General features: G+C 54.3%; 18 protein-coding genes and 3 pseudogenes. 16 read left to right on the top strand and 5 right to left on the bottom strand.

Going from position 1 to position 20,404, the window contains the following annotated elements; all coding sequences use genetic code 11:
- Window positions 1–259: 259 nt before the first annotated feature.
- Window positions 260–490: pseudogene (locus tag FHX15_RS30295) on the bottom strand (IS21 family transposase); the annotation flags it as partial.
- Between the two features lie 103 nt (window positions 491–593).
- On the opposite strand from FHX15_RS30295, the gene FHX15_RS31930 reads away from it, so the two are divergent.
- The 3 genes and pseudogenes from FHX15_RS31930 to FHX15_RS30280 all read left to right on the top strand — a co-directional run.
- Window positions 594–977 (top strand): hypothetical protein, encoded by a 384-nt coding sequence (locus tag FHX15_RS31930; RefSeq protein ID WP_184402023.1) that lies wholly within the window; start codon window positions 594–596, stop codon window positions 975–977.
- A gap of 134 nt (window positions 978–1,111) precedes the next feature.
- Window positions 1,112–1,291 (top strand): annotated as a pseudogene (locus FHX15_RS30285) (transposase); the annotation flags it as partial.
- Between the two features lie 289 nt (window positions 1,292–1,580).
- Window positions 1,581–1,763, top strand: a pseudogene (locus tag FHX15_RS30280) (transposase); the annotation flags it as partial.
- A 400-nt stretch (window positions 1,764–2,163) separates the two neighbouring features.
- On the opposite strand, the gene FHX15_RS30275 reads toward FHX15_RS30280, so the two are convergent.
- Genes FHX15_RS30275 through FHX15_RS30265 form a run of 3 tightly spaced genes read right to left on the bottom strand, consistent with a single transcriptional unit; the run spans window position 2,164 to window position 4,985 of the window.
- Window positions 2,164–3,093 carry an ornithine cyclodeaminase family protein gene (locus tag FHX15_RS30275; protein WP_184402022.1) on the bottom strand — a complete coding sequence of 310 codons (930 nt, stop codon included), beginning with the start codon at window positions 3,091–3,093 and terminating at the stop codon, window positions 2,164–2,166.
- A 32-nt stretch (window positions 3,094–3,125) separates the two neighbouring features.
- Window positions 3,126–3,965 (bottom strand): HpcH/HpaI aldolase/citrate lyase family protein, encoded by an 840-nt coding sequence (locus FHX15_RS30270; RefSeq protein ID WP_184402021.1) that lies wholly within the window; start codon window positions 3,963–3,965, stop codon window positions 3,126–3,128.
- Between the two features lie 30 nt (window positions 3,966–3,995).
- Complete coding sequence (locus FHX15_RS30265; protein WP_184402020.1) at window positions 3,996–4,985, bottom strand: homoserine O-succinyltransferase; 990 nt, start codon at window positions 4,983–4,985, stop codon at window positions 3,996–3,998.
- A gap of 923 nt (window positions 4,986–5,908) precedes the next feature.
- Here FHX15_RS30265 and FHX15_RS30260 point away from each other — a divergent pair.
- The 9 genes from FHX15_RS30260 to FHX15_RS30220 all read left to right on the top strand — a co-directional run bounded on the left by FHX15_RS30260 (window position 5,909) and on the right by FHX15_RS30220 (window position 14,694).
- Window positions 5,909–6,616: a winged helix-turn-helix domain-containing protein gene (locus tag FHX15_RS30260; RefSeq protein ID WP_184402019.1), complete on the top strand. Its 708-nt coding sequence runs from the start codon at window positions 5,909–5,911 to the stop codon at window positions 6,614–6,616.
- A gap of 554 nt (window positions 6,617–7,170) precedes the next feature.
- Window positions 7,171–8,118: a class I SAM-dependent methyltransferase gene (locus FHX15_RS30255; RefSeq protein ID WP_184402018.1), complete on the top strand. Its 948-nt coding sequence runs from the start codon at window positions 7,171–7,173 to the stop codon at window positions 8,116–8,118.
- A gap of 29 nt (window positions 8,119–8,147) precedes the next feature.
- Complete coding sequence (locus FHX15_RS30250) at window positions 8,148–8,888, top strand: enoyl-CoA hydratase/isomerase family protein (protein WP_184402017.1); 741 nt, start codon at window positions 8,148–8,150, stop codon at window positions 8,886–8,888.
- Window positions 8,885–9,955, top strand: a complete 1,071-nt coding sequence (gene dpgA, locus FHX15_RS30245) for a 3,5-dihydroxyphenylacetyl-CoA synthase DpgA (RefSeq protein ID WP_184402016.1) — start codon at window positions 8,885–8,887, stop codon at window positions 9,953–9,955. The genes FHX15_RS30250 and dpgA overlap by 4 nt, the downstream gene beginning before the upstream one ends.
- A 45-nt stretch (window positions 9,956–10,000) precedes the next feature.
- Window positions 10,001–11,212, top strand: coding sequence for an aminotransferase class I/II-fold pyridoxal phosphate-dependent enzyme (locus tag FHX15_RS30240; protein ID WP_210290905.1), 1,212 nt, complete (start codon window positions 10,001–10,003; stop codon window positions 11,210–11,212).
- Between the two features lie 66 nt (window positions 11,213–11,278).
- On the top strand, window positions 11,279–12,040 hold the full coding sequence (locus FHX15_RS30235; RefSeq protein ID WP_184402014.1) for an SDR family NAD(P)-dependent oxidoreductase: 762 nt from the start codon (window positions 11,279–11,281) through the stop codon (window positions 12,038–12,040).
- Between the two features lie 48 nt (window positions 12,041–12,088).
- Window positions 12,089–12,787, top strand: coding sequence for an enoyl-CoA hydratase/isomerase family protein (locus FHX15_RS30230; RefSeq protein ID WP_184402013.1), 699 nt, complete (start codon window positions 12,089–12,091; stop codon window positions 12,785–12,787).
- Entirely contained in the window at window positions 12,784–13,302 is a 519-nt protein-coding gene (locus FHX15_RS30225) for a MaoC family dehydratase (RefSeq protein ID WP_184402012.1), read from the top strand. Before FHX15_RS30230 ends, FHX15_RS30225 begins: the two co-directional genes overlap by 4 nt.
- Window positions 13,303–13,311: 9 nt before the next feature.
- Window positions 13,312–14,694, top strand: a complete 1,383-nt coding sequence (locus tag FHX15_RS30220) for an enoyl-CoA hydratase/isomerase family protein (protein WP_184402011.1) — start codon at window positions 13,312–13,314, stop codon at window positions 14,692–14,694.
- 84 nt (window positions 14,695–14,778) lie between these two features.
- Here FHX15_RS30220 and metG read toward each other — a convergent pair whose 3' ends face one another.
- Window positions 14,779–16,341, bottom strand: coding sequence for a methionine--tRNA ligase (gene metG / locus FHX15_RS30215; RefSeq protein ID WP_184402010.1), 1,563 nt, complete (start codon window positions 16,339–16,341; stop codon window positions 14,779–14,781).
- Between the two features lie 229 nt (window positions 16,342–16,570).
- Here metG and FHX15_RS30210 point away from each other — a divergent pair, with 229 nt between their 5' ends.
- The 4 genes from FHX15_RS30210 to tnpC all read left to right on the top strand — a co-directional run bounded on the left by FHX15_RS30210 (window position 16,571) and on the right by tnpC (window position 20,301).
- A complete protein-coding gene (locus tag FHX15_RS30210; protein WP_184402009.1) occupies window positions 16,571–17,458 on the top strand; it encodes a DMT family transporter in 888 nt (295 codons plus the stop codon).
- Window positions 17,459–17,980: 522 nt separating this feature from the next.
- A complete protein-coding gene (locus FHX15_RS30205; RefSeq protein WP_312861959.1) occupies window positions 17,981–18,265 on the top strand; it encodes a transposase in 285 nt (94 codons plus the stop codon).
- Window positions 18,262–18,606, top strand: coding sequence for an IS66 family insertion sequence element accessory protein TnpB (tnpB, locus tag FHX15_RS30200; protein WP_184402008.1), 345 nt, complete (start codon window positions 18,262–18,264; stop codon window positions 18,604–18,606). The genes FHX15_RS30205 and tnpB overlap by 4 nt, the downstream gene beginning before the upstream one ends.
- Window positions 18,607–18,681: 75 nt before the next feature.
- Window positions 18,682–20,301 (top strand): IS66 family transposase, encoded by a 1,620-nt coding sequence (gene tnpC / locus FHX15_RS30195; protein WP_184402007.1) that lies wholly within the window; start codon window positions 18,682–18,684, stop codon window positions 20,299–20,301.
- Window positions 20,302–20,404 lie beyond the last annotated feature (103 nt).

The raw sequence follows: 20,404 nt of genomic DNA, 5'->3' as shown, positions 1-20,404 counted from the left end.
CACATAGAGAGGCCTGACACACGACCGATAGAATTCCTCGTTCGCGGAAAGCCGTTAAAAAATCTTCTTGCCAAACCGGGGGCATCCACACACGCCCCGCCGCGATCCGTTGCACAGACTTGGAAGCTCCGCTTTGCAAGGTCGATCGCAAGGATATGTATTGCTGTCATCTGCCTCTCCTTCGTGAGCGCCACAACGACGCTGAGCGGGCATCATACGCTGACGCCGGCCGAAGGGGGCATCCACCCCATCAGTTCATCCGCTTCTGCTTGCGGCTCTTTTTCGATTCCGTCTTCAGCCAGGCTGATAGCCGATCCGCAAATGGATCAAGCTTGCTCGGCCGCTCCGGGACATTGAACTTGGGTTCAACGCCGCCGGCACGCAGATATTTGCGGATGGTGTTCCGGGATAGGCCCGTCCTGCGGCATATCTCCCGGATCGATAGCTGATCCCGAAAATGCCAGCGCCGGATTACGCTCAGTAACGCCATGTCGATCACTCCAGAGCCCCCGCTGAAACCACAGGGGATGATTGAAACATGGGTCAATTCTCAGTGATATTTTCCCGCTGTCCCGGGTCAGCTCTCAGCGCAAATCAACAGCCAGCGACTTGGCAGAGGGCCGACTGGCGCTGTCGAACTGGTCCTCGCGCATATCGAGGAAGCTCTGAACGAAGACGACACCTCGACCCAAAAGGCAGCCTTTCTCATAGCGGCACTGGTCCACTCCCCTGAAAAACTGAAATCGCTGCGGCGTTTCTATAGTGAGCTGCTCGCTACGCTGCGATCGGGGGAGATGGTCGAAGTCCGTCAGGAACTATTGGCTGTTGAAGGCGTCTTCCTGCTTCGAGCACTCGGCTTGGCACAGGTATCGCAGGAAGAACTCAAGTCCGTGCTGGTCCACCCGCGCGATCGCATCCTCGCAATAGTGGACATGTCGGGACGCCGCCCGCTCCGAGAAACAAAATCGCAAGAGTGAGCGCGCCGATGCCTCGGCGGTGACGGGCCTCGACAGAGCAACAGCGAGGCGCTGCCTGCTCACCGTGACTGCTGCGAAGGGCTTGTCGGTGGCTTCCGTATAGCTCGGCCGACGATTGGTTCTTCAACAGCCTCCGGGTCCACTTCATGCGCAACGTTCTCGCCCACGCCGGCAAGAGCGGCCGCCGTGTCGTCTCCGCCTTCATCGCCACCGCCTTCGCCCAGGAGATGCCGGAAGCCGCAAGTGCCCAATGGCGCGCCGTCGCCTACCAGATCCGGCAGAAGGTGCCCAAGCTCGCCGCCATCATGGATGACCTCGCCAAACGCTCGGTGGGTATCAATTCCGATAACCCGCCGCATTGGCGTCTCCTGTCGTTTGGACAATGGGAGCTGCGGGCGACACGACAACTCCGGATTCGCGCTCTCGGCCCAACCGGGCGAGTCGCAGAGGCGGCCAGCTACTAACACGAGCTCACAGCTCATCCAATGTATCGGCCTGCTCGCACCTTCGTGCTCCCGGTGCCTCTGTCCCGGATGCTCGCAGCATACGCCGCAATTCTCGAAACTGCAGCAGGACGTTAGCACCGAAGGTCTTATACCGGTTACCAACCCTATCGAGCGACTGAACGGCGAGATCAAGCGCCGAACCGAGGTTGTCGGCATCTTCCCAAACGAGGACGCCATCGTCAGGCTCGTCGGCGCGTTGCTCCTCGAACAGAATGACGAATGGGCCGTCCAGCGTTCCCGATACATGGCCCTTGAGACCATCGCCACAATGAGCCATGATCATCAGCCTGCCTGCTGCGGCAAGCTGATCCAGTCCCAGCTCTGCCAGGAAGGCACGGCGAACGCCAAAGTTACACCACTCCCTGGGACATCATTTCGATTTCCATTTTTGACGTTGATCCTTTGCGTCACTCCACGTCCATGAACGGGTTCGTCAGATAGGCGAGCGCAGTACGTTCACCTGTCTGGATAGACTCCTCGACCGGATGCAAGGGACCTAGTCCTCTCAATGGGCAAGAGCCTAATTCAAACTCGATCATTTCAAAGGGGCAAGGTCACCCTCTGCCTCGCGGCCGAAAGCGGTCCAATGAGGCATGCCCTTGAACGGGGTCCAAGACCGCGGTGACGGAAATATCGTGGTCCTGATGGAACCGGAGACTCACGTAACTGTCGTGAGCATCTTAAACCATGGCCAATTTGGTACACACATAGTGAACGGTAAGGAGATCCAACAAAGCATGCCCTGTGGACGAAAAAATCGTGCGAGTTGACTGAAGAACATCTCTATCAATCTGGTTGAGGCGATCCAGGCTAAGCGCACCTTGATGAACGTCACCCGCTTCTTCCACTGCCGTTTGGACATCCTCCACAATCAATATGGAATCTCGCTCAAGTACCTGCAATGGCAACTCACGCGAGTCGCGGGTATGATAGCCAAAGCAGTTTATGTGCAGTGCTGCACGCTCGAGGGCGGTAGTCCCTATCACCGGTTCTGCCGAGGTAGTTGCGGTGCTGAGTACGTCCGCTTCCTGTGTGACCTCTTCCGATGAATTGCAACCCACGAACTTAACCCAAGGATACTGGCTTTCATGTTCACCAATGAAAGCACCCACTCGTTTAGGATCGCGAGAATGCACTCGCACCTCACGAATATCTCTCACTGCAGCGACTGCGTGCAGCTGTTCGCGCGCCTGAACCCCAGTGCCAACTAAACCCATGATATTCGCTTCTGGCGAAGCGCAATAATCGGTCACCAGAGCGGTCACTGCAGCACACTTCAGATGAGTTATCGCTTGCCCGTCGAATATTCCGATGGGATGGCCCGTTGTCGCTGAAAAGGCAATTACGACAGCGTGAACGCTGGCAGACGACGAGTTTGGTCGCGGAACAACAGAGCCGATCTTGGTCACGAAAAGATCATGTTGTTCACTGTACGCGGGCATGGCGTTCAACACGACCGAGTCTCCACCGCCTTTGATCGTCGTCCTCAAGGGAATCGTAACCCTATTCAAAGGGCTCGCGTAGCTTTGGCGCATCAAGCCCGCCAGCCCGACGATATCCGGTCGGCAATAAATAGTTTCGTAGCCTATAAAAGGTATGGGGTTTGACATTTTTGCCTGTCCATGTCGTCAGTGCCAGCCCGCTATTCTCTATGAAGATGCAACATCATCTTTGCGTGACCGACAAAGGGTGGAGCGATCACCTGGTCACCCACGATTGTGAAGCCTTCCGACGCCGCGGAGTACAGGGTTACGATCTTTCGGTATTGATCAAGTTGATCACCTCCGATCGTGAACACCCGCTTCACGATCGCTATCTGGCTGGGATGCACAACCGCTTTGGCGGTAAACCCTTCTTGGAAACCTTGTTGGCAATCCTTTTCGAATGCCACCAGATCGAGAATTTCCGATCGGGTGGTGAAATTGGCAGTGTCAATTGCTGCAATCCCGTTGGCTGCGCACGCTGCGCAAAACTTGCCCCGTGCGTAAGACAGGTAGGACGGATTTGGCCGGTAAAGGGATGCTGAAAGGTCTACGCGCCCAAACATCATGGCGTCTGATATCCGAGCAATTTCCTCGACACGCTCCACACCTGTCGGCGTCTCGACTATCGGTATGACGTCAACGCCACCTAGCAAGTCACCAAGCACGGTCCTGCAGATCTCGACGTCAGAAGTTGCCTCTATTTTCGGGATTTGGATGAATTGAACTCCCCCACGTCCAGCCTCCGCTCGCCTGAGTATCGTGCGAAGATCTTCTAGCCCCTCACTCGTCCTCGGGCTGTTAATCCTTACGCCGAATTGAAGTCCACTTTTGCTGAACTGAGACAGGTCGATGTTTTCGAGTTTCTCGCGTGCATGATTTTTGTCACGTATGTGGACGGCGTCCTCTAGATCCAATATCACGGCATCACATCCGAAGCCTGGATCTGCTCCTGTCTCGTCGAATTTCAGGACGGAAGTATTGAGGTAACAATATTTCATGCGCCCGCCTTTGCAAATGCCGTTATATTGTCAGAAGCTAATGGAGTCTTGGATTGGGGCGGGGATCCGATCTAAGTCGAAGGGGGTGGCTTCATAGATCGTCTTCACCCAGTTGACGTAGACATTCCCCGCATGCCGCCACACGTTTATCGGCTGCTTTTGAACGTCGTCTCCGGGGAAATAATTGGCGGGAACATGCGCGTTGGGCCAAGTAAGCAGATCCCTTGCGTACTCATGCCGGATCGACTCGGTATCATACTCAGGATGATTGAGCATAAATACTCTGCGCGGATAGACTTTACCTCCGCGATAACGCACATTCTCCGAGACTAAAAATGGTCCGCCTTCCTCGGAAGAAGACACCACTTCTAGTCCATCCCTTTTTGCGACGTTTTGCCCGTGAAGACTTTGCCAGCGACCGATTGGAACAGGAAACCTGTCGGGGAAGCCAAAAAGCAGATTGGCTTCATCCGACAGGATATTATGTTCAAAGATTCCTAGGATTTTCGCAGGCTGATTGAAACATTCTATTTCGTGGAAATAGCGTAGCCCAGCAAAAGCGGCCCAACATAAAAACAAACTTGAGAAGACATTGGAAGCGGACCACCGAAAAATCTCCTGAATCTCGGGCCACAGCGCCTCGCACGTAACATCAGGCTCAAGGAGATTCACGCCGGTGATCAAAAGTCCGTCGAACTTATCCTGCTTTATTTCGCTCCAGGACTTGTAGAACTTTCTGGTATGCCCGCTCGGATCGTTCGTTGAGTTGAAAGACGGCGAGCGAACCCCCTGCATGTACCCGTCGGTTGCTGCAAATGTCAGGTTGATCTGGAGGGGCGTGTGACCAAGCCAACGCGCCAGCTGCCGCTCCGTGCCCTGTTTATCCGCCATAAGATTGAGAACGGCAATTTCGAGTGGCCGGCAATCCTGTTGCACGGCGCGCTCGAGCTCGATCGTGCCTGAACCTCCGGACGTCTGAAGGAATGGGTGCATTTCATGTGAGTGCAATATAACAGGCATCGCGACCTCCTATAGCCTTCACTATGGACGCAGTTCCCGGGCACTAAGCTGGCTGACGACCAAGAGCCCCACAAAAGATCCTTCGCGGTCGCAGACTGGCAGGAAGGGAAATGTACATCCACCGAGAGCAGCGACCGCCTCACTTAACAAGCACTCCGCCTTAAGCTCGGGTTTCGGGGACAGGAGGTAATCGGATGCAATAGCAGTTGTTACATCTGCCCGGTTGTCCTTCAAGCAACGCTCCACATGCGCGCTGTCGATGATCCCCAGAAACCGGGCATCGGCATCACAAACGACCCCAAAGCCGAACGTTCGCCCCACACTTGCGAGTGCAAATGGGAGTGAGGTCGAGGGCTGCACGGTCGGAATCGCGTCGCGTTGCCATAGAATCGGTGCCGTCCCAATTGTTTCCTCGTGCATAAAAATCTCCCTTGTACGAAGTCGCTTTCTAACGACGTCCATTCGAGCTAGTCGACATTGTGGTAGATCGCAGCCGTCATTTTCACCAGTTAAGGTTACGTTAAGATTTCGTTACGCCGCACGCTGCCCCGCCTGGCTCTTTTCCCATACATCATTGATTAATCGCGAGATTCTTCCCTCAAAGAACCGAATGCGCTGCAACAATCGTCTTTGCTACACCCCGCACGACGATTGGCTCACTTCGAAACAATAACTCTGCGTTGACAACCTAAAGACGATTCACCACGCTTCTCCACCGCACGAGCATGAAGACCGGTGGTGGTTGAACTAGGCGAACTTGCCGGCCATTAGCCTGGCGCAGAACATATTCGGGAGAATTTTTGAACCAATTCGACAATCCGAATCCACGTTGTGGCGTCCAGCCGCGAACGCGCTCACACCTGCATTGAAAGTCAGCGCGTGAATTCCCGGCTAGAAATGAATCAATAGAAAAGGGGAATATAATGACAGCAATTGCTGGATTTTCGGAAGGAAAACCTCTCGTTTTACTTATAGGAGACGTTTCATTCGGGAATCTTCTTCAATATGTTCTGGAATCGGAGGGATTTTCCAGTCTGGTTAGCGATGACGCAGCGGAGGCTGTTGAGCTCAGCCGTCGGCGTCAACCGAATGTAGTGACGCTCGACACAAATCTGCCCCGAGGATCCTTCAGAGATGTCCTGTGGCAGATGAGAAAGGAAACCCGCCAAGACGTTCCGGTGATGCTACTGGCCTCCAACATGGGGGAAGTCCGAGGCCTCTATTCATCGGAGTATGAGCCCACGGATATTGTTCTAAAGCCATTTAGCCCAGCAACGCTCGTTGGACGTATCCGTTATCTTCTCGATGCCCGTTATCGTTCTGAAGCTGAACCGTTGCTTTGCTTCGCTGGAATATCGGTCGATCGCAATACATATCGGGCCTACTTGGACGGTGATCACATCCCCTTAAGCCCCACCGAATTCCGCTTGCTTGAACACTTGGTTCGACATCCGCGCCGCGTGTTTTCGCGGGCAAAGCTCCTTGAGCAAATATGGGGTGATCAAATCCACGTGGTGCCAAGGACCATCGATGTCCATATGAGTAGGCTTCGCAAAGCGCTATCGAATCACGCTGGGAAGACCTTTATCCGAACGGTCCGTTCGGTCGGTTATTCGCTCGATAGTGAGTAACGGCTATGATCTAGTTTCATGTGCTCGATGCTGAGAAAACCGCCGCCTCGGCGATTTTCAAAACTCCCCTGATGTTTGAAGTCTTTCATCAAGATACTTCAGCCCGCCTCCAACGGTGAGACGGCTACTTATCACCAGCCCCACCCTGCCACGGCGATCGATGCGACGATACGTCTGTCTCTTGGTGAAAGGACGTGTCTTCTCCAAAAGTCCATCGCGCGTTTGCACCGCATGCGCGATGAGGCGTGACTCTCCTCAAAGATCGCGCCGTTGCGCTCTTTGCGTTGGCTGCTGCTGGCGCCCTAATTTGACCCGTGAATACTGCGGGGCCGACTGACGCTTTGTCCTTGCATCACCAGCTGGCGCGACTTTATGGCGGGAAACCCTTCAAGTTGTCATTAACGTCAGACGCCTTATACCTCCCTTAAAACGTGGCGTCGTTTCTCCCCCTAGTATGTCCAACCGGAAAGAAAGCGTAACAAATCCTTAACGAAACCTTGACGCCGTTTTTTCTCGAGTTGTCTTAGCTTGTCTCCTATCCAAGGGAGATATCGATGACGACAAGCAATATTTCCAAGCTCGACCGTTTTCGCAGTGATCTGCGAGCTCTCGAAAGCGGCGTTTATTTCGAGCAAACCACCAAGCTCAACCATCCCACTCCTGATCAACTTTACGGTCCAAGCAAACTCTTCAGCACGATCAAGCTCGCCGTTGCGAATTTCTGTGACGAAGACAACTGTTATGTCGAATATGGAACGTATAGAGGTCTTACCCTCCTCGCTGCAGCATCGGTTTCGGAGGGGGTCGAATGTATTGGGATCGATAATTTCAGCCAGTTCGATGAGAGCGGCCTGAACTCTCGCATCATCAGCAGTCAAATCTCGAAGACCGGATTGACTAATGCGAAACTTATCAACGCTGACTTTGACGTTGCCGCCGACACTTTGCTCCCCTCAACTCTTAATGGCCGAAAGATTGGAGCGTATTTTGTCGATGGAGCTCACGACCATCGAAGCCATCTCGTTGGAATGGCGCGCCTTGTCCCGCATTTGTCGGAGGAAAGCGCCATCATTGTTGATGACACCAATTACGCGCATATTCGCCAGGCGATAGCAGACTTCCTTCGCATCTTTCCCGACTTTGGTTTGCTGATGGAGGCCTACGTGCCGGCCCATCCCGCCAATTTGAGCGCAAGGGACCAAGGAACGGCATTCCGGGGATGGTGGAACGGCGTAAACGTGATCGTCCGTGATCAGAATCGTCTTCTGCCACGGCGCCTCCCCCAACAGCCCGAGTGTGCAATGCTTGTGACAACCCATGACCTTTTCCGGCATGAGTTCGCTGAAATTGCTGTCGACATCTTAAACGACAATCAGCGTGTCGCGAATGGCCATGATGTCGATCCACAACGACGCATCGCCAGCTACCGAGAGCAAACGCCAAGTCGCCATCGGTATTTCAACGTCCAGTCTAAGGATCTTTCGACGTTCGAGCTCGTCTAATTTCAACCCGATTGAGGCGACTGCCACCGATGAGAACTTCTATTCTCACCTCCAAGCTTTCCGGGATCAACGGAGGCTGGCTCCTTTGCCTGAACCGCTGCGACAGAGCGAATGCCTATAACGAGACGATGTTGATCGAACTCGACCAGTTCCTTACGAACGTGATAGCCGATAAATCGGTGCGGTGTATCGTGATCTCGGGAAGTGGAGATCGTGCTTTCTGTGCCGGGGCGGATCGTGACGAGCTTGCTGGTCGACGAGCGAAGGACGGCTTGGATCTGCTTAGCCGCAGTGTCTTCGACAAGCTGGCGACCCTGCCAGCTGCGACCATCGCTCGCATCAATGGTGCAGCAATCGGCGGCGGACTTGAGTTGGCGCTGGCCTGCGATGTGAGGGTTTCAGCTCCCGATGCTGTCTTCGCTCTGCCCGAGCTAGCGCTCGGCATTGCCCCGGGGGCTGGTGCACTAAGACGCCTGCCATCGGCCGTGGGCCTGGCGCGGGCAATGGAAATGGTATTGTTCGGCGTCAAGATCGACGCGCCCACTGCCGCCGCATGGGGGATGGTTTCATACCAAGGCAGCGACTACGAGGATGTGGTTAAAGCATATGCTGACTACGTTTGCTCGTGTGATCCTCTCGCCGTTAGACTCACAAAGACGGTTTTGGCAACAACCAACGGTACAGCACAAATGCAGCTCGAGGCTACGGCTCAGGCGCTTCTTTATGAGCTGCGCTACGAGAAGTCAGCTCTATCGGAGAGAGCGGTATGACCCAAGAAATGACCTGCGGCAGCAATCCGAGAATTATTAGCATTGCGACGGAGAATCCAGGGCGGAGATATGCCCAACGCGAGATCCCAGACCTGTTTGGCGTCACGGACAAGAAGTTGGTGAAACTGTTTTCCGGACATCACATTTCCTCTCGCTACCTTACTATTCCTTCACCGGATGTATCAGGAATGGTACCTCCAGAATCCGGACTGGACCTCGCGAATAAACATCGCGAATTAGCTATATCTGCCGGAAGTGCTGCCGCAGAGAGAGCGATCCAAGCGGCCGGCTTGAAAACCTGCGATGTAGACTACATCGCTTGCATCACATCGACGGGGTTCCTTTGCCCAGGTCTTTCGGCCCACCTTACGAAGGCCCTTGGACTTCGCCCCGACGTGCACCGGTTGGACATCGTGGGGATGGGATGCAATGCCGGTCTCAATGGCATGCAGCCGCTCGTGAACTACCTCAACCATCAACGTCAGGGTCACGCGCTATTGGTTTGCGCCGAGATTTGCTCGGCGTCATATGTCTTCGACGCGACGATGCGCACGGCTGTTGTCAATTCCCTTTTTGGCGATGGAGTGGCCGCGGCGATTATGGGATTCAACACTAATCCAGATAGATTAGTCGGGCCAGAAATCTTGGGGTTTGTGTCGCACATCTTGACGGACCAGATTGACTCCATGCGGTTCGACTACGACGACGGAAAGTATTCGTTCTTTCTCGAGCGCGACATTCCCTATGTTATCGGAGAAAATGCTCATTTACCCGTTAGGGCGTTACTGAAGAAATTCGACCTCCATCAACGCGACATCTCGCATTGGATTGTACACTCCGGCGGGAAGAAGGTCATAGACGCGATAAAGTTCGGATTGGGAATCTCCTCCCATGCTTTGCGTCACACAGACGGGGTCCTTCAAGATCTGGGGAATCTCTCGTCCGGATCATTTCTGTTTTCCCATGAGCGTCTTCTGGCCGAAAAAATCGCCAGAGCAGGCGACTACGCGATCATGATGACCATGGGGCCTGGAATGACAATCGAGTGTTGTTTGGCCCGATTCTAGCTTCGCAATCTCGCTTCCCGCAACACGCCAATGGAGCAATCACCGATGAAAACACGTAACTTCTTCAGAAACAACGCGAAGATGATCGCAGCTGGGGATGAGTTTTGGGCTGAAGCGGACAAGCACGGCCTCGCGGGCATTGTAGGACGGCTGGAGAATGGAAGGATTCATACGAGCGAAGGGCACAGTTTCGTCAATTTCAGCTGTTGCTCATATCTGGACTTGGACCAGCACCCAAAAATCCTTGAGGGGGCAATATCAGCTATCAGAAGATTCGGAACATTAAATCATTGCATTACCCGTGCGCGCGTTCAAATCCCTGCAATGGGAGAACTCGAGGACGCACTTTCGTATCTTCTTCAAGCTCAGGTTGTGACAGCAATATCAGCCAATGTCGCATCTTCCGGCGTGCTGCCCCTGATCGCGTCAGGGCACTTGTCCGGCGGCAAGAGGCCATTGATGGTATTTGACAAGAATTGCCACGTCTCTTTGATGCACCAGAAGCCGATTTGTGCCGACGAGACCGAAGTCGAAACCTGCGCCTATCATGATCTCGACCTTCTAGAAGATCGCTGCAAGACAAATGAAAGCGTGTGCTACATCTGCGATGGCGCCGATAGCCTCGGCGGATATGCGCCGGTGGCGGAGCTATCATACCTGCAGCAGAAGTATGGGCTTCATGTCTATTACGACGACAGTCACTCCTTGTCTGCTTTCGGCCCCCGAGGCGTGGGCTACGTACGGAGTAACATTTCCGAACTCGACGAACGCACGATGATCGTCGTTTCGCTACACAAGGCGTTCGGAACGAGTGGCGGCGCTCTTATGATGGGTAAGCGTAAGCCTGAAGAATTGAAGACAATCTTTCGATACGCCGGTGCTATCGGATATTCCCAACCGATGAACACGGCTGCAATTGGTGCGTCCTTGGCTTCAGTTGAGATACATGCAACTCCTGAGTTGACGGTATTGCAAGATCAACTCATGTCCAACATTCGTCTCTTCGACGAACTTGTGCCGACTGAACAGAGCGGTTTCAGTTTTCCCATCCGCTTTGTCAGGGTGCCGGAAGCCGATGTTATTCGTCTAAGCGTCGAACTCTTCAAATCGGGCTACTACGTCTCTCCGATCTTCTTCCCTGTGGTCGCGAAGGGCAAGGCTGGGCTCCGCGTCATGATGCGGGCGGGACAAACCCATGAACAGATCTCGGAATTGGCTCGAATGATCAACGAGATCACCCTCCGCAGTGCTGCATAGTCCGAGCGTGTGCCGCCGGAGCTCGATCTTCTGACAATGAACACGCCATCTTCGGAAAGCATGAACATGACCAAATTGCTGGGAAAGAAGGCAATAGTAACAGGTGGCGGGAGCGGAATTGGCAGAGCCATCGCCGAGGCCCTTGTTGTTGCGGGGGCAGACGTGCTGATCACGGTCAAGAGTGATGTTGAAAGCGCCAAGGTCTTTTGCGAGCTCGCGGCAAGCCAGGGGCGGACTGCGAACTTCATGACGCTTTCGTGCGAGGATCCCGCTGCTCCCGTCGAATTATTCTCACGTGCATCCACTCTATTCCAGCAGGTGGACATCCTGGTAAATAACGCAGCGTTTGCAACGAGGACATCGTTCATCGCGATCAAGAATGAAGAATACGACCTTACTCAAGCTGTGAACGCTCGATTTCCCTTCTTCGCAATACAGCAATTCGCAAGAACCAACATCGAGAGAGGTACTGGTGGCAGCATCATCAATGTTGCCTCTGTAAGTGGGTACAAAAGCACGAGCCGTATGAGCGCTTATCAGAGCAGCAAGGCCGCACTGCTCATGCTTACAAAGAGCGCTGCGCTTGAGTTGGCACCGTACGGGATCCGCGTGAACGCCTTAAGCCCAGGTCTCACCGCTACGAAAGGTAACGCGGCGCAGTGGAGAGATAATCCGGAAGCGTGGGCGGAGCGGTCCAAGGGTTTACCTCTGGGGAGGACGGGTAAGCCAGAGGATATGGCTGGGGCCGCAGTGTTTCTGGCTTCAGACGAATCCGGATGGATGACCGGTGGCAACATCGTCATCGACGGCGGAAGCAGCGTCACATGACACAGCCGATGTACGAATTTGAGACCTCATCAATAGGGATGTTTTGACATGGGAATGATCCGCCACAATGTGGGTACCACGGCCGACCTGATGACTCCCCAAGGCCTGCTCCGATTCAGTCAACTGTTGGATACCCTTGAGCAGGACAGCGATTGCCACCTCTTATTATTCGAAGGTTTGGGTCACGGTCGGGACGTTGGTCCGGTTGTGAAACTCGATGTCGACATCTATCGGAAGTGGGAGCAGCTATTCGATCGTGTGCGTCAACTCCCCGTCGCAACGATTGCCTTGGTTGACGGCAGGTGTACCGGATTGCACTTAGAGCTGGCGCTTGTTGTTGACGCATCCATTGCCGTAGAAGGTTCGACGTTCGAAATTCCGGAAATCCGTATGGGTTACCTGCCGGGCATGAGCATCTTTAGGCTTGCAAAGCAGGTCGGGCTGGGCGCTGCGCGTCGTCTGCTGCTCAAAGGAGAGACTTGGAGCGCGACGTCTGCTGTGAATAACGGCTTGATCGACGAGATGTGCGAGCCGTCCCAAGCGCAACAAAGAATTGTCGGCATTTCCCAACAACTCACAGCTGAGAATATAACTGCCGTTCGGATGGGCCGACGCCTTTTGGAAGAGTCGTTTTCCACATCCTACGAAGACGGCCTCGGACATTTTTTCGCTGCTCAACACCGTTGCTTCTCGGTCATTGCGCTTTCGCATTTCGGATCATCAACCGTCCAGGAAGAGCTGCGATGACAAGACAGATGCTACAGATTTCGAGCAATAAATTCCGTGCGAGCTACGGAAGGTATTATGAAGATTTCGAAGTTGGGCACATTTACGAACACAGACCTGGCCGAACGATCACCGAAACTGACAATATATGGTTCAGTCTCCTGACAATGAATACCCATCCACTCCACTTCGACAGTGAGTACGGAAAGGGCACGGAATTTGGCGGGACAATCGTTGCAAGCGGATTAACCGTCTCGATCCTCGGAGGAATGAGCGTTAGTGACGTGAGCCAGAAGGCAATTGCCAATCTCGGTTGGACCGATATCCGGATGCCAGCGCCACTCTTTGCTGGTGACACGCTCTACGGCGAGTCGGAAGTGCTCTCCAAGAGACCATCAAAATCGCGGCCATATGCAGGGATCGTTGAGGTTAAAACGACCGGAAAGAACCAGAATAAGACCGTAGTATGCGAGTATCGCCGAACCATCCTTATTCCTACCCGCGGTCATGCCGTCGATGACAGGATCAATTATTAGGATAGCGCCATGTTTGAAAAGTGGAGGCTTTGGTCGCCTGTCATGCGACCGAACTCGTTTGATGATGACATGGAAATACTGTCAGAGTGGTGCCAGGAGGGAGCGCACCGCGTGGACGCTCTTCCACCGGCCTCCGAACGCAGCGACCTGGAAATGGAACTCGTCAGGACATACTGCGAAACGGTCGCGTCCGTGCGCTCTCAGGCAATCTCGACCTACGGAGAAACCGTCTATCGGCTTATCACTAACGACTTTCGAGACTTTTTGCGGATTGAGGCCGTGTTGGAACGGACGCGTGGCCGATTCCCCTGCCTGCTACCCACACAAGCCGAACTCGAGACAGATTCCCGATTGCCCCTGAAAAACAAGGCCGGCCACGAACTTAGCATCGGTTTCTCGCTATCCCAGTGGTTGGCAAATCCGAGCGTCGGGCGTCATATCATGGCATCAATGCGCTTGCCGAAAGCGGATTCCATCGCCCTTTTGCCCGGTTACCAGCTAAATGGCTACGTAGATTTGGGGGTTGTTAAGCTTACGAAATCAGAAAAACGCGCAGACTTGACCTTGTGCAACACAAAGTCTCTCAATGCGGAAGATATCGAACTGGTTTCTGCCATGGAAACAGCAGTCGACATTGTCCTCCTCGATACCGATACGGAAGTGGGAGTTCTCCGTGGCGGACCAATGGAACATCCGAAATACCTGAATAAAAGAGTCTTTTGCTCGGGGGTTGACCTCAACAAACTCTATAGCGGCGAATTGCCGTATCTCTTCTATGTTATTCGCGAACTGGGCATGGTGAGCAAACTGCTCAGGGGGCTCTGGCCAGGCGATGTAATGTCTTCGGAGACACAAGATCGCGGCATAGAAAAACCGTGGATAGCCGCTGTCGATGGTCATGCTATTGGCGGAGGATGTCAGCTCTTGTTGGTTTGCGATCATGTTGTCGCGGAGTCGGGATCCTTTATGTCCATTCCCGCACGGTCCGAGGGCTTTATTCCGGGCCTAGCAAACCTTCGCCTGCCCCAATATGTCGGTCGTCGCCTTGCAAACCGTCTCATCTACCAAAACGGGCGCGTCTCTGCGGACAGCAGCGAGGGCAAATTGCTCGTGGACGAAACCGCCCGCCCAGACGATATGGAAAAGGCTATCGAAGCCTGTGCGGCGCGGATCATCAACATGGGGACCGCAGGGATCATCAGTAACAGAAGAGCTTTCCGCCACGGAGCTGAGCCTTTGGAACAATTTCGGCTCTATATGGCGTCCTTCTGTCTGGAGCAAGCGAACTGCATGTTCGGTCGAGAAATAATAGGCAATCTGGAACGGTCTTGGGTCACCCGGCCAAGGGGCGGGGGCCAAGAGCCGCTGTCCAACATGAACCTAAATGCTTAGGGTGGGTGGATCAGACGTGGCGTTTCAGCGCGTCCTTTGTTTCAGCAGATGCTTGGCCTTGAACTGTTACTCGCTTCCAATGCGTTAGTCGCTTGCAACAGCGGGAAATAGGGGAAGCCCCGCGGCGACTCTAACGGAAGCGACTGGTTCAATAGGATCCGTCACGTTAATGGGAAGCCCGAGCTTTGTCGCGAGCTTTTCGCTGGTCTCGGGCAGCATCGGGTAGATGCAGTAAGCCACGACTCTCAAGGCATGAAAAAGACTGAAGAGGCAAAGATCCAGCTTGTGAGCTTCACCCGCCTTTGCGAGGGCCCATGGCTCCTCCTCCGCGACGTATCTGTTTGCTTCTGCAATCACAAGCCAAACCGCTTCTAGAGCGCGATCAAATGCGAAGTCCTCCAAATGGTTCGCGACAACGGTCGCTAACCGGTCAACGCTCCTCTTTAATCGATCTTCGGTGAGTGAGAAATCACTGGGGCAGGACAGCAATCCTCCTCGATAGGCTTCGATCATTTTGAGCGTGCGGTGCACGAGATTTCCAAGCTGTCCGCCGAGCTCAGCGGTATAGGCCTGTTGAAAACGGCTTTGGGAAAAATCTCCATCTTCAGACGCTCTAATGTGACGAAGAAGGTAGTAACGCAGCGCATCAGCACCCATTTGATTTGCAAGTGGCACCGGGTCGATGGCGTTCCCAGCGGATTTCCCTATTTTTCTTCCTTCGACCGTCACATAGCCGTGAACAAAAATCCTGCTGGGCACGTTGAGACCGGCCGACATAAGTATTGCGGGCCAGTACAGAGCATGGAAGCGTGAAATCCCCTTGCCTATGACGTGCTCTCTCGCCGCAGAATCCGCCCAATAAGCAGAGAGATTTTCCGCGCTGGGACCGCCGTAGCCCAAGCCTGTGATGTAATTGCCTAAGGCATCAAACCATACATAAATCACTTGATCGGGGTCGTCCGGAACCGGTATCCCCCACCCCCGTGCTCTAGCTGCACTGCGTGAGATACTGAAATCTTCAAGTCCGCCGCTTATCCATGCACGTACTTCGTTGGCACGTGCAGCAGGCACAATTTGCATTGTCCCGTTATTGAGGAGATCACTCAGTCGATCCTGATATCGTGACAGGCGAAAAAACCAGTTTTCCTCCACGACCGACTCAGGCTCTGTACCGTGCTCCGGGCACCTGCCATCTGCGAGATCTCCGGGCTTATAGAACTGCTCGCAGCCAACACAATAGAGGCCACTATACGCCCTCTTATAGATGTCACCGGCCTCGCAGCAGGATTTCCATAACCGTTCAACGCCAATTCTGTGCTGCGCTGAAGCACTCGTGCGGACGAAGCTATTGTTTGAAATGTTTAATTTTTCCGCGAGCGCCAGGAACCGCTGAGCATTTTGCTCAACCAATTTCTCTACGGGCAAAGATGCCGCGTCGGCCGCTTGGACGTTTTTTATACTATTTTCGTCAGTTCCGCCTTGAAAGAACACCCATTCGCCGCGCTGCCGATAGAAACGAGCAAGGCAGTCCGCTTGAACTAACTCGAGCGCGAACCCGATGTGTGGTGCAGCGTTTACGTAAGGGATCGCAGTTGAGAGAAATCTGCGGGGTTTATCAGTAATCTGGTCAGGCAGTGCATTTGTCATCGGGTCCCCCATTTGACTGGCGGCTCCGAAAAATGCCGCCATAAAAGAAGCGGCAAGGTCTTTTGATCGTCGCTGATCGCAAGCTATGCTACCGCTTCATTGCGAAGCGGCGCATCATTCGAAATTTCATCAAAGACTTGAATTTTTCGATCATTTTGCTTTCTTACACAACGTTATGTTGCATGTCAACGAAGCCGCAACAACTGCTCTGGGATTATAAGAGATATCAATGGTACGTGTTTCAGTTAGAGACAATAATGTAGCGAGGGCGTTCTTATTTATGGCCAGCGCATATGCCGTATATTCGCTTCAAGATGTCCAGGCGAAATGGCTGGTCAGGACTCTTCCGGTTTGGCAGGTCGTTTTCTTCAAAGGCATTGTCATATCTATCCTAGTAATTGCAACAAATGGTGCAAGGACTGTGGCCGCGGTCCGCGCCAGCCAGAATAAGTTCGGATTGGCTCTGAGAGGATTTATCAATTTCGCGGCTACTCTTTTCTTCTTTTTGGCGACTCGCCATATGGGACTGGCCGATGCGACGACAATTCTCTTCGTAGCGCCAGTTTTGGTCGTTGCGCTTTCTATGTTGGTGCTGAGAGAAGAAGTCAGCGCCACTAGATGGGCTGTCGTCGGATTGGGATTGACGGGAGCGGTGATTGCGATCAATCCAACTGGCCAGATTGATAGCCTGGCAGCCTTGTTCGCTTTATCATCAGCGTTCTTTTGGGCACTTGGTGTTGTCTTAATTCGCAAGATCAGTGCCAGTGAGGCAATAGGCGCGCAGATGCTTACGTCGAACGTCGTTGTCGCGGCGCTGAGCAGTGTTGCCCTCTTGTGGAGTTGGAGCACGCCCGATGCATATTCGCTGATGCTTTTGATCGGAGTTGGTGCATCCAGTGGTTTAGGCCAATACCTCTTGTATAAAGCCCTCCAACAAGCACCCGCATCACTATTGGCGCCTGTTGAATACTCAAGCTTGGTTTGGGCGTTTATGTTAGGTTACATCGTTTTTGGAGATGTTCCCGCTTCGAATGTTTACTTCGGCGCAGCTCTAATTGTCGGGAGCAGCGTCACTCTTATACTTACTGAGAGAAAAAGTAAAAGCCTAGTAGGGTAGGTCCAGTCACAGAAGCGGTTCGGTCGCGAGCTCATAATCGATCGCGCATTGATGGAACCGGTCGGCGACCCACGATCTGGGCAGTTGAAGGGAATCGAACTCTCGACCGGCACAAGCATCCCATTCGAGGCATCATACCCCCCTGGAACGTCTCTCCTTCAATGAGTGAGCGAAGCAGAATTATTTTTATGGTTTGCTTAACTCTCCAGATTTCGAGGTTAAAATTGGAGTATGATCTATTATCGTCATCCAAAATCAGCACCCGGAGACGGTACAATCATCGTCGGTCTATTCGAAAATCCGTATGGGCGGCGGCGCATTTCCGCAATTGCCGCATTCGATGTAGATGCCGTCGCCGATCTTGCGTAAGCGCGTAGGCGACCCCACGTATCTTTCGGACTGCTGATCGGCGATTTTCTGCATGAGTCATGCGGAGAATTCTATGAGCGATAGTGTGAATCAGCTTCGAACCTTTGAGGTTTTGACCGCGGAGCCGGTGCGAAGACGGCGCAAGCCGCGTGAGTGATCGTAGCCGCGACGCTGCAGCCCGGGGCCAATGTCTCCGCGGTTGCCCGGTCTGAAGGCCTGGATCCCTCGCAGCTTTATGGATGGCGCCGCAAGGCACTGGCATCGGGCGTTGTTGCGCCGCTGACGGAGGGAACGGGCCAGCAGATCAAGTTCGCGCGCGTTGAAACGGTAAGCAGCGGCTCGGTCGATATTGTCATTGCCGATATGGTGGTGCGCATCAGCGACGATTTTGACCCCGATCACCTAGTGAAGGTTCTGCGGGCGGTTCGCAAGGCATGATCGCCTCCGGTGTGGTGGTTTATGTGTCGTGCCAGCCGGTCGACTTCCGCAAAGGAGCCGCCTCGTTGATGGCGCTGGTGCGGGATGGCGGGCTCGATCCCTTCAATGGTGCGCTTTACGTTTTCCGCTCGAAACGAGCCGACCGTATTCGCATCGTCTGGTGGGATGGCAATGGGGTCTGCCTCTATTCGAAAACCCTGGAAGATCAGGGCTTCTGCTGGCCGGGCATATCGGCAGCACGGATCCGTCTGGACCATTCTCAGCTGATGGCATTGCTGGCCGGAATGGATTGGAAAAAGATCCGCCCGACCAAGGTCAGGCGCCCGTTGTTGACGGGCTGACAGCGCCTGCGGCAAGATGAATCATGCCGCTGTAATGGTTGGGAAAACGGCTGTTTTTGTGCTCTACTTATTGCCATGGATTTGCCCCCTCACGACCTGCCGGACGACGTTGACGCGCTGAAAGCGATGGTCCTCGCGATGGCGCGCGAGCAGGCTGCGAAAGAAGCCAGACTGAAGGCCGCTGAAGCTGAGATCGCCCGATTGGAGGCGGTGGAGAAGAGTGCCAACGAGCGGATTGCCAACCTCACATCGATCTTGAAGGTTCTGCAGCGCACCCAACACGGCACCCGTTCCGAGCGACTGCGCCTTGGCATCAATGACGAGCAGGTGTCCTTTGCCTTCGAGGAAGTTGAGACCGGCCTTTCGGCAATCCAGAGCGAGCTTGATCACGCGGCCAAGGACAAGCCGAAACGGGCAGCACGTCCGCGCAAGGGTTTTGCCGTTCATCTCGAACGCATCGAGGAAGTGATCGAGCTGGAGATCCCTGCTGAATACGTGGGCTTGGAAAAGGTCCTGATCGGTGAGGATCGCTCCGAACGGCTGGATGTCGTGCCGCCGAAGTTCCGGGTCATCGTGACGCGTCGCCCCAAATACGCCTTCCGGGGCAGCGATGGCGTGCTCCAGGCTTTGGCACCGGAACACATCATCGAAAGCGGCCTGCCGACGGAGCGGCTGCTCGCCTATATCGCCGTCTCCAAATACTCAGACGGCCTTCCGCTTTACCGGCAGGAGGCAATCTATCTACGCGACGGTGTCGAGATCAGCCGATCGTTGATGGCCCAGTGGATGGGGCATCTGGGCTTCGAGCTGCAGATATGCGCCGATTACATCCTTGAGCGCGTCAAGGAGGGCGAAAGGATCTTCGCCGACGAAACCACCTTACCCACCCTTGCGCCCGGTTCGGGGAAAACGGCGAAGGCCTGGCTATGGGCTTATGCTCGCGATGACCGCCCCTATGGCGGAACCAGTCCGCCGATGGTGGCCTATCGGTTTGAGGACAGCAGGGGCGCTGATTGTGTGGCGTGTCATCTCGCCGGGTTCAGCGGCATCCTGCAGGTCGACGGCTACTCGGCCTATACCAATCTCGCCAAGACGCGTGTCAAAGCCGGCAGCAATGAAACGATCCAACTCGCAGGGTGCTGGGCGCATCTTCGCCGCAAGTTTTACGACCTGCACATCAGCGGCGTCTCGAAGGCTGCAACGGACACGATCATCGCGATGACCGAGCTGTGGCGCATCGAGGATGAGGTCCGCGGTCGGGATGCCGACAGCCGCTCCATGCTGCGTCGGGAAAAATCTGCAACCATCGTCTCCGGCCTCTTTGATCTTTGGGAGAAGGAACTGGGCAAGGTCTCTGGCAAGTCGAAGACCGCCGAAGCAATCCGCTACGCGCTCACCCGGCGCGAAGCACTGGAGTGCTTCCTGACGGACGGTCGGATCGAAATTGACTCCAATATCGTCGAGCGCGCGATCAGGCCCCAAACGATCACAAGGAAGAACAGTCTATTCGCCGGCAGCGAGGGCGGTGGACGCACTTGGGCGACGGTCGCCACCCTCTTGCAGACAGCCAAAATGAACAACGTCGATCCGCTCGACTGGCTCTCCCAGACATTAACCCGCATCGCTATAGGCTGGCCAGTATCCGAGCTCGAGGCGCTCATGCCCTGGAACTTCAGGCCTGACGCCATCGGCTAACCGCTTACGAACGACCGATTTCCGCTAGCTTCGTCTCAATCCCGTCGATCTGCTTGTTCAACTCGCCAACAGATCCGATCAAGCTGGTCAACGCATACCGAGC

Source organism: Rhizobium sp. BK650, from assembly GCF_014195325.1.
Classification (GTDB): Bacteria; Pseudomonadota; Alphaproteobacteria; order Rhizobiales; family Rhizobiaceae; genus Rhizobium.
This window is presented reverse-complemented; position numbering and strand designations above follow the sequence as displayed.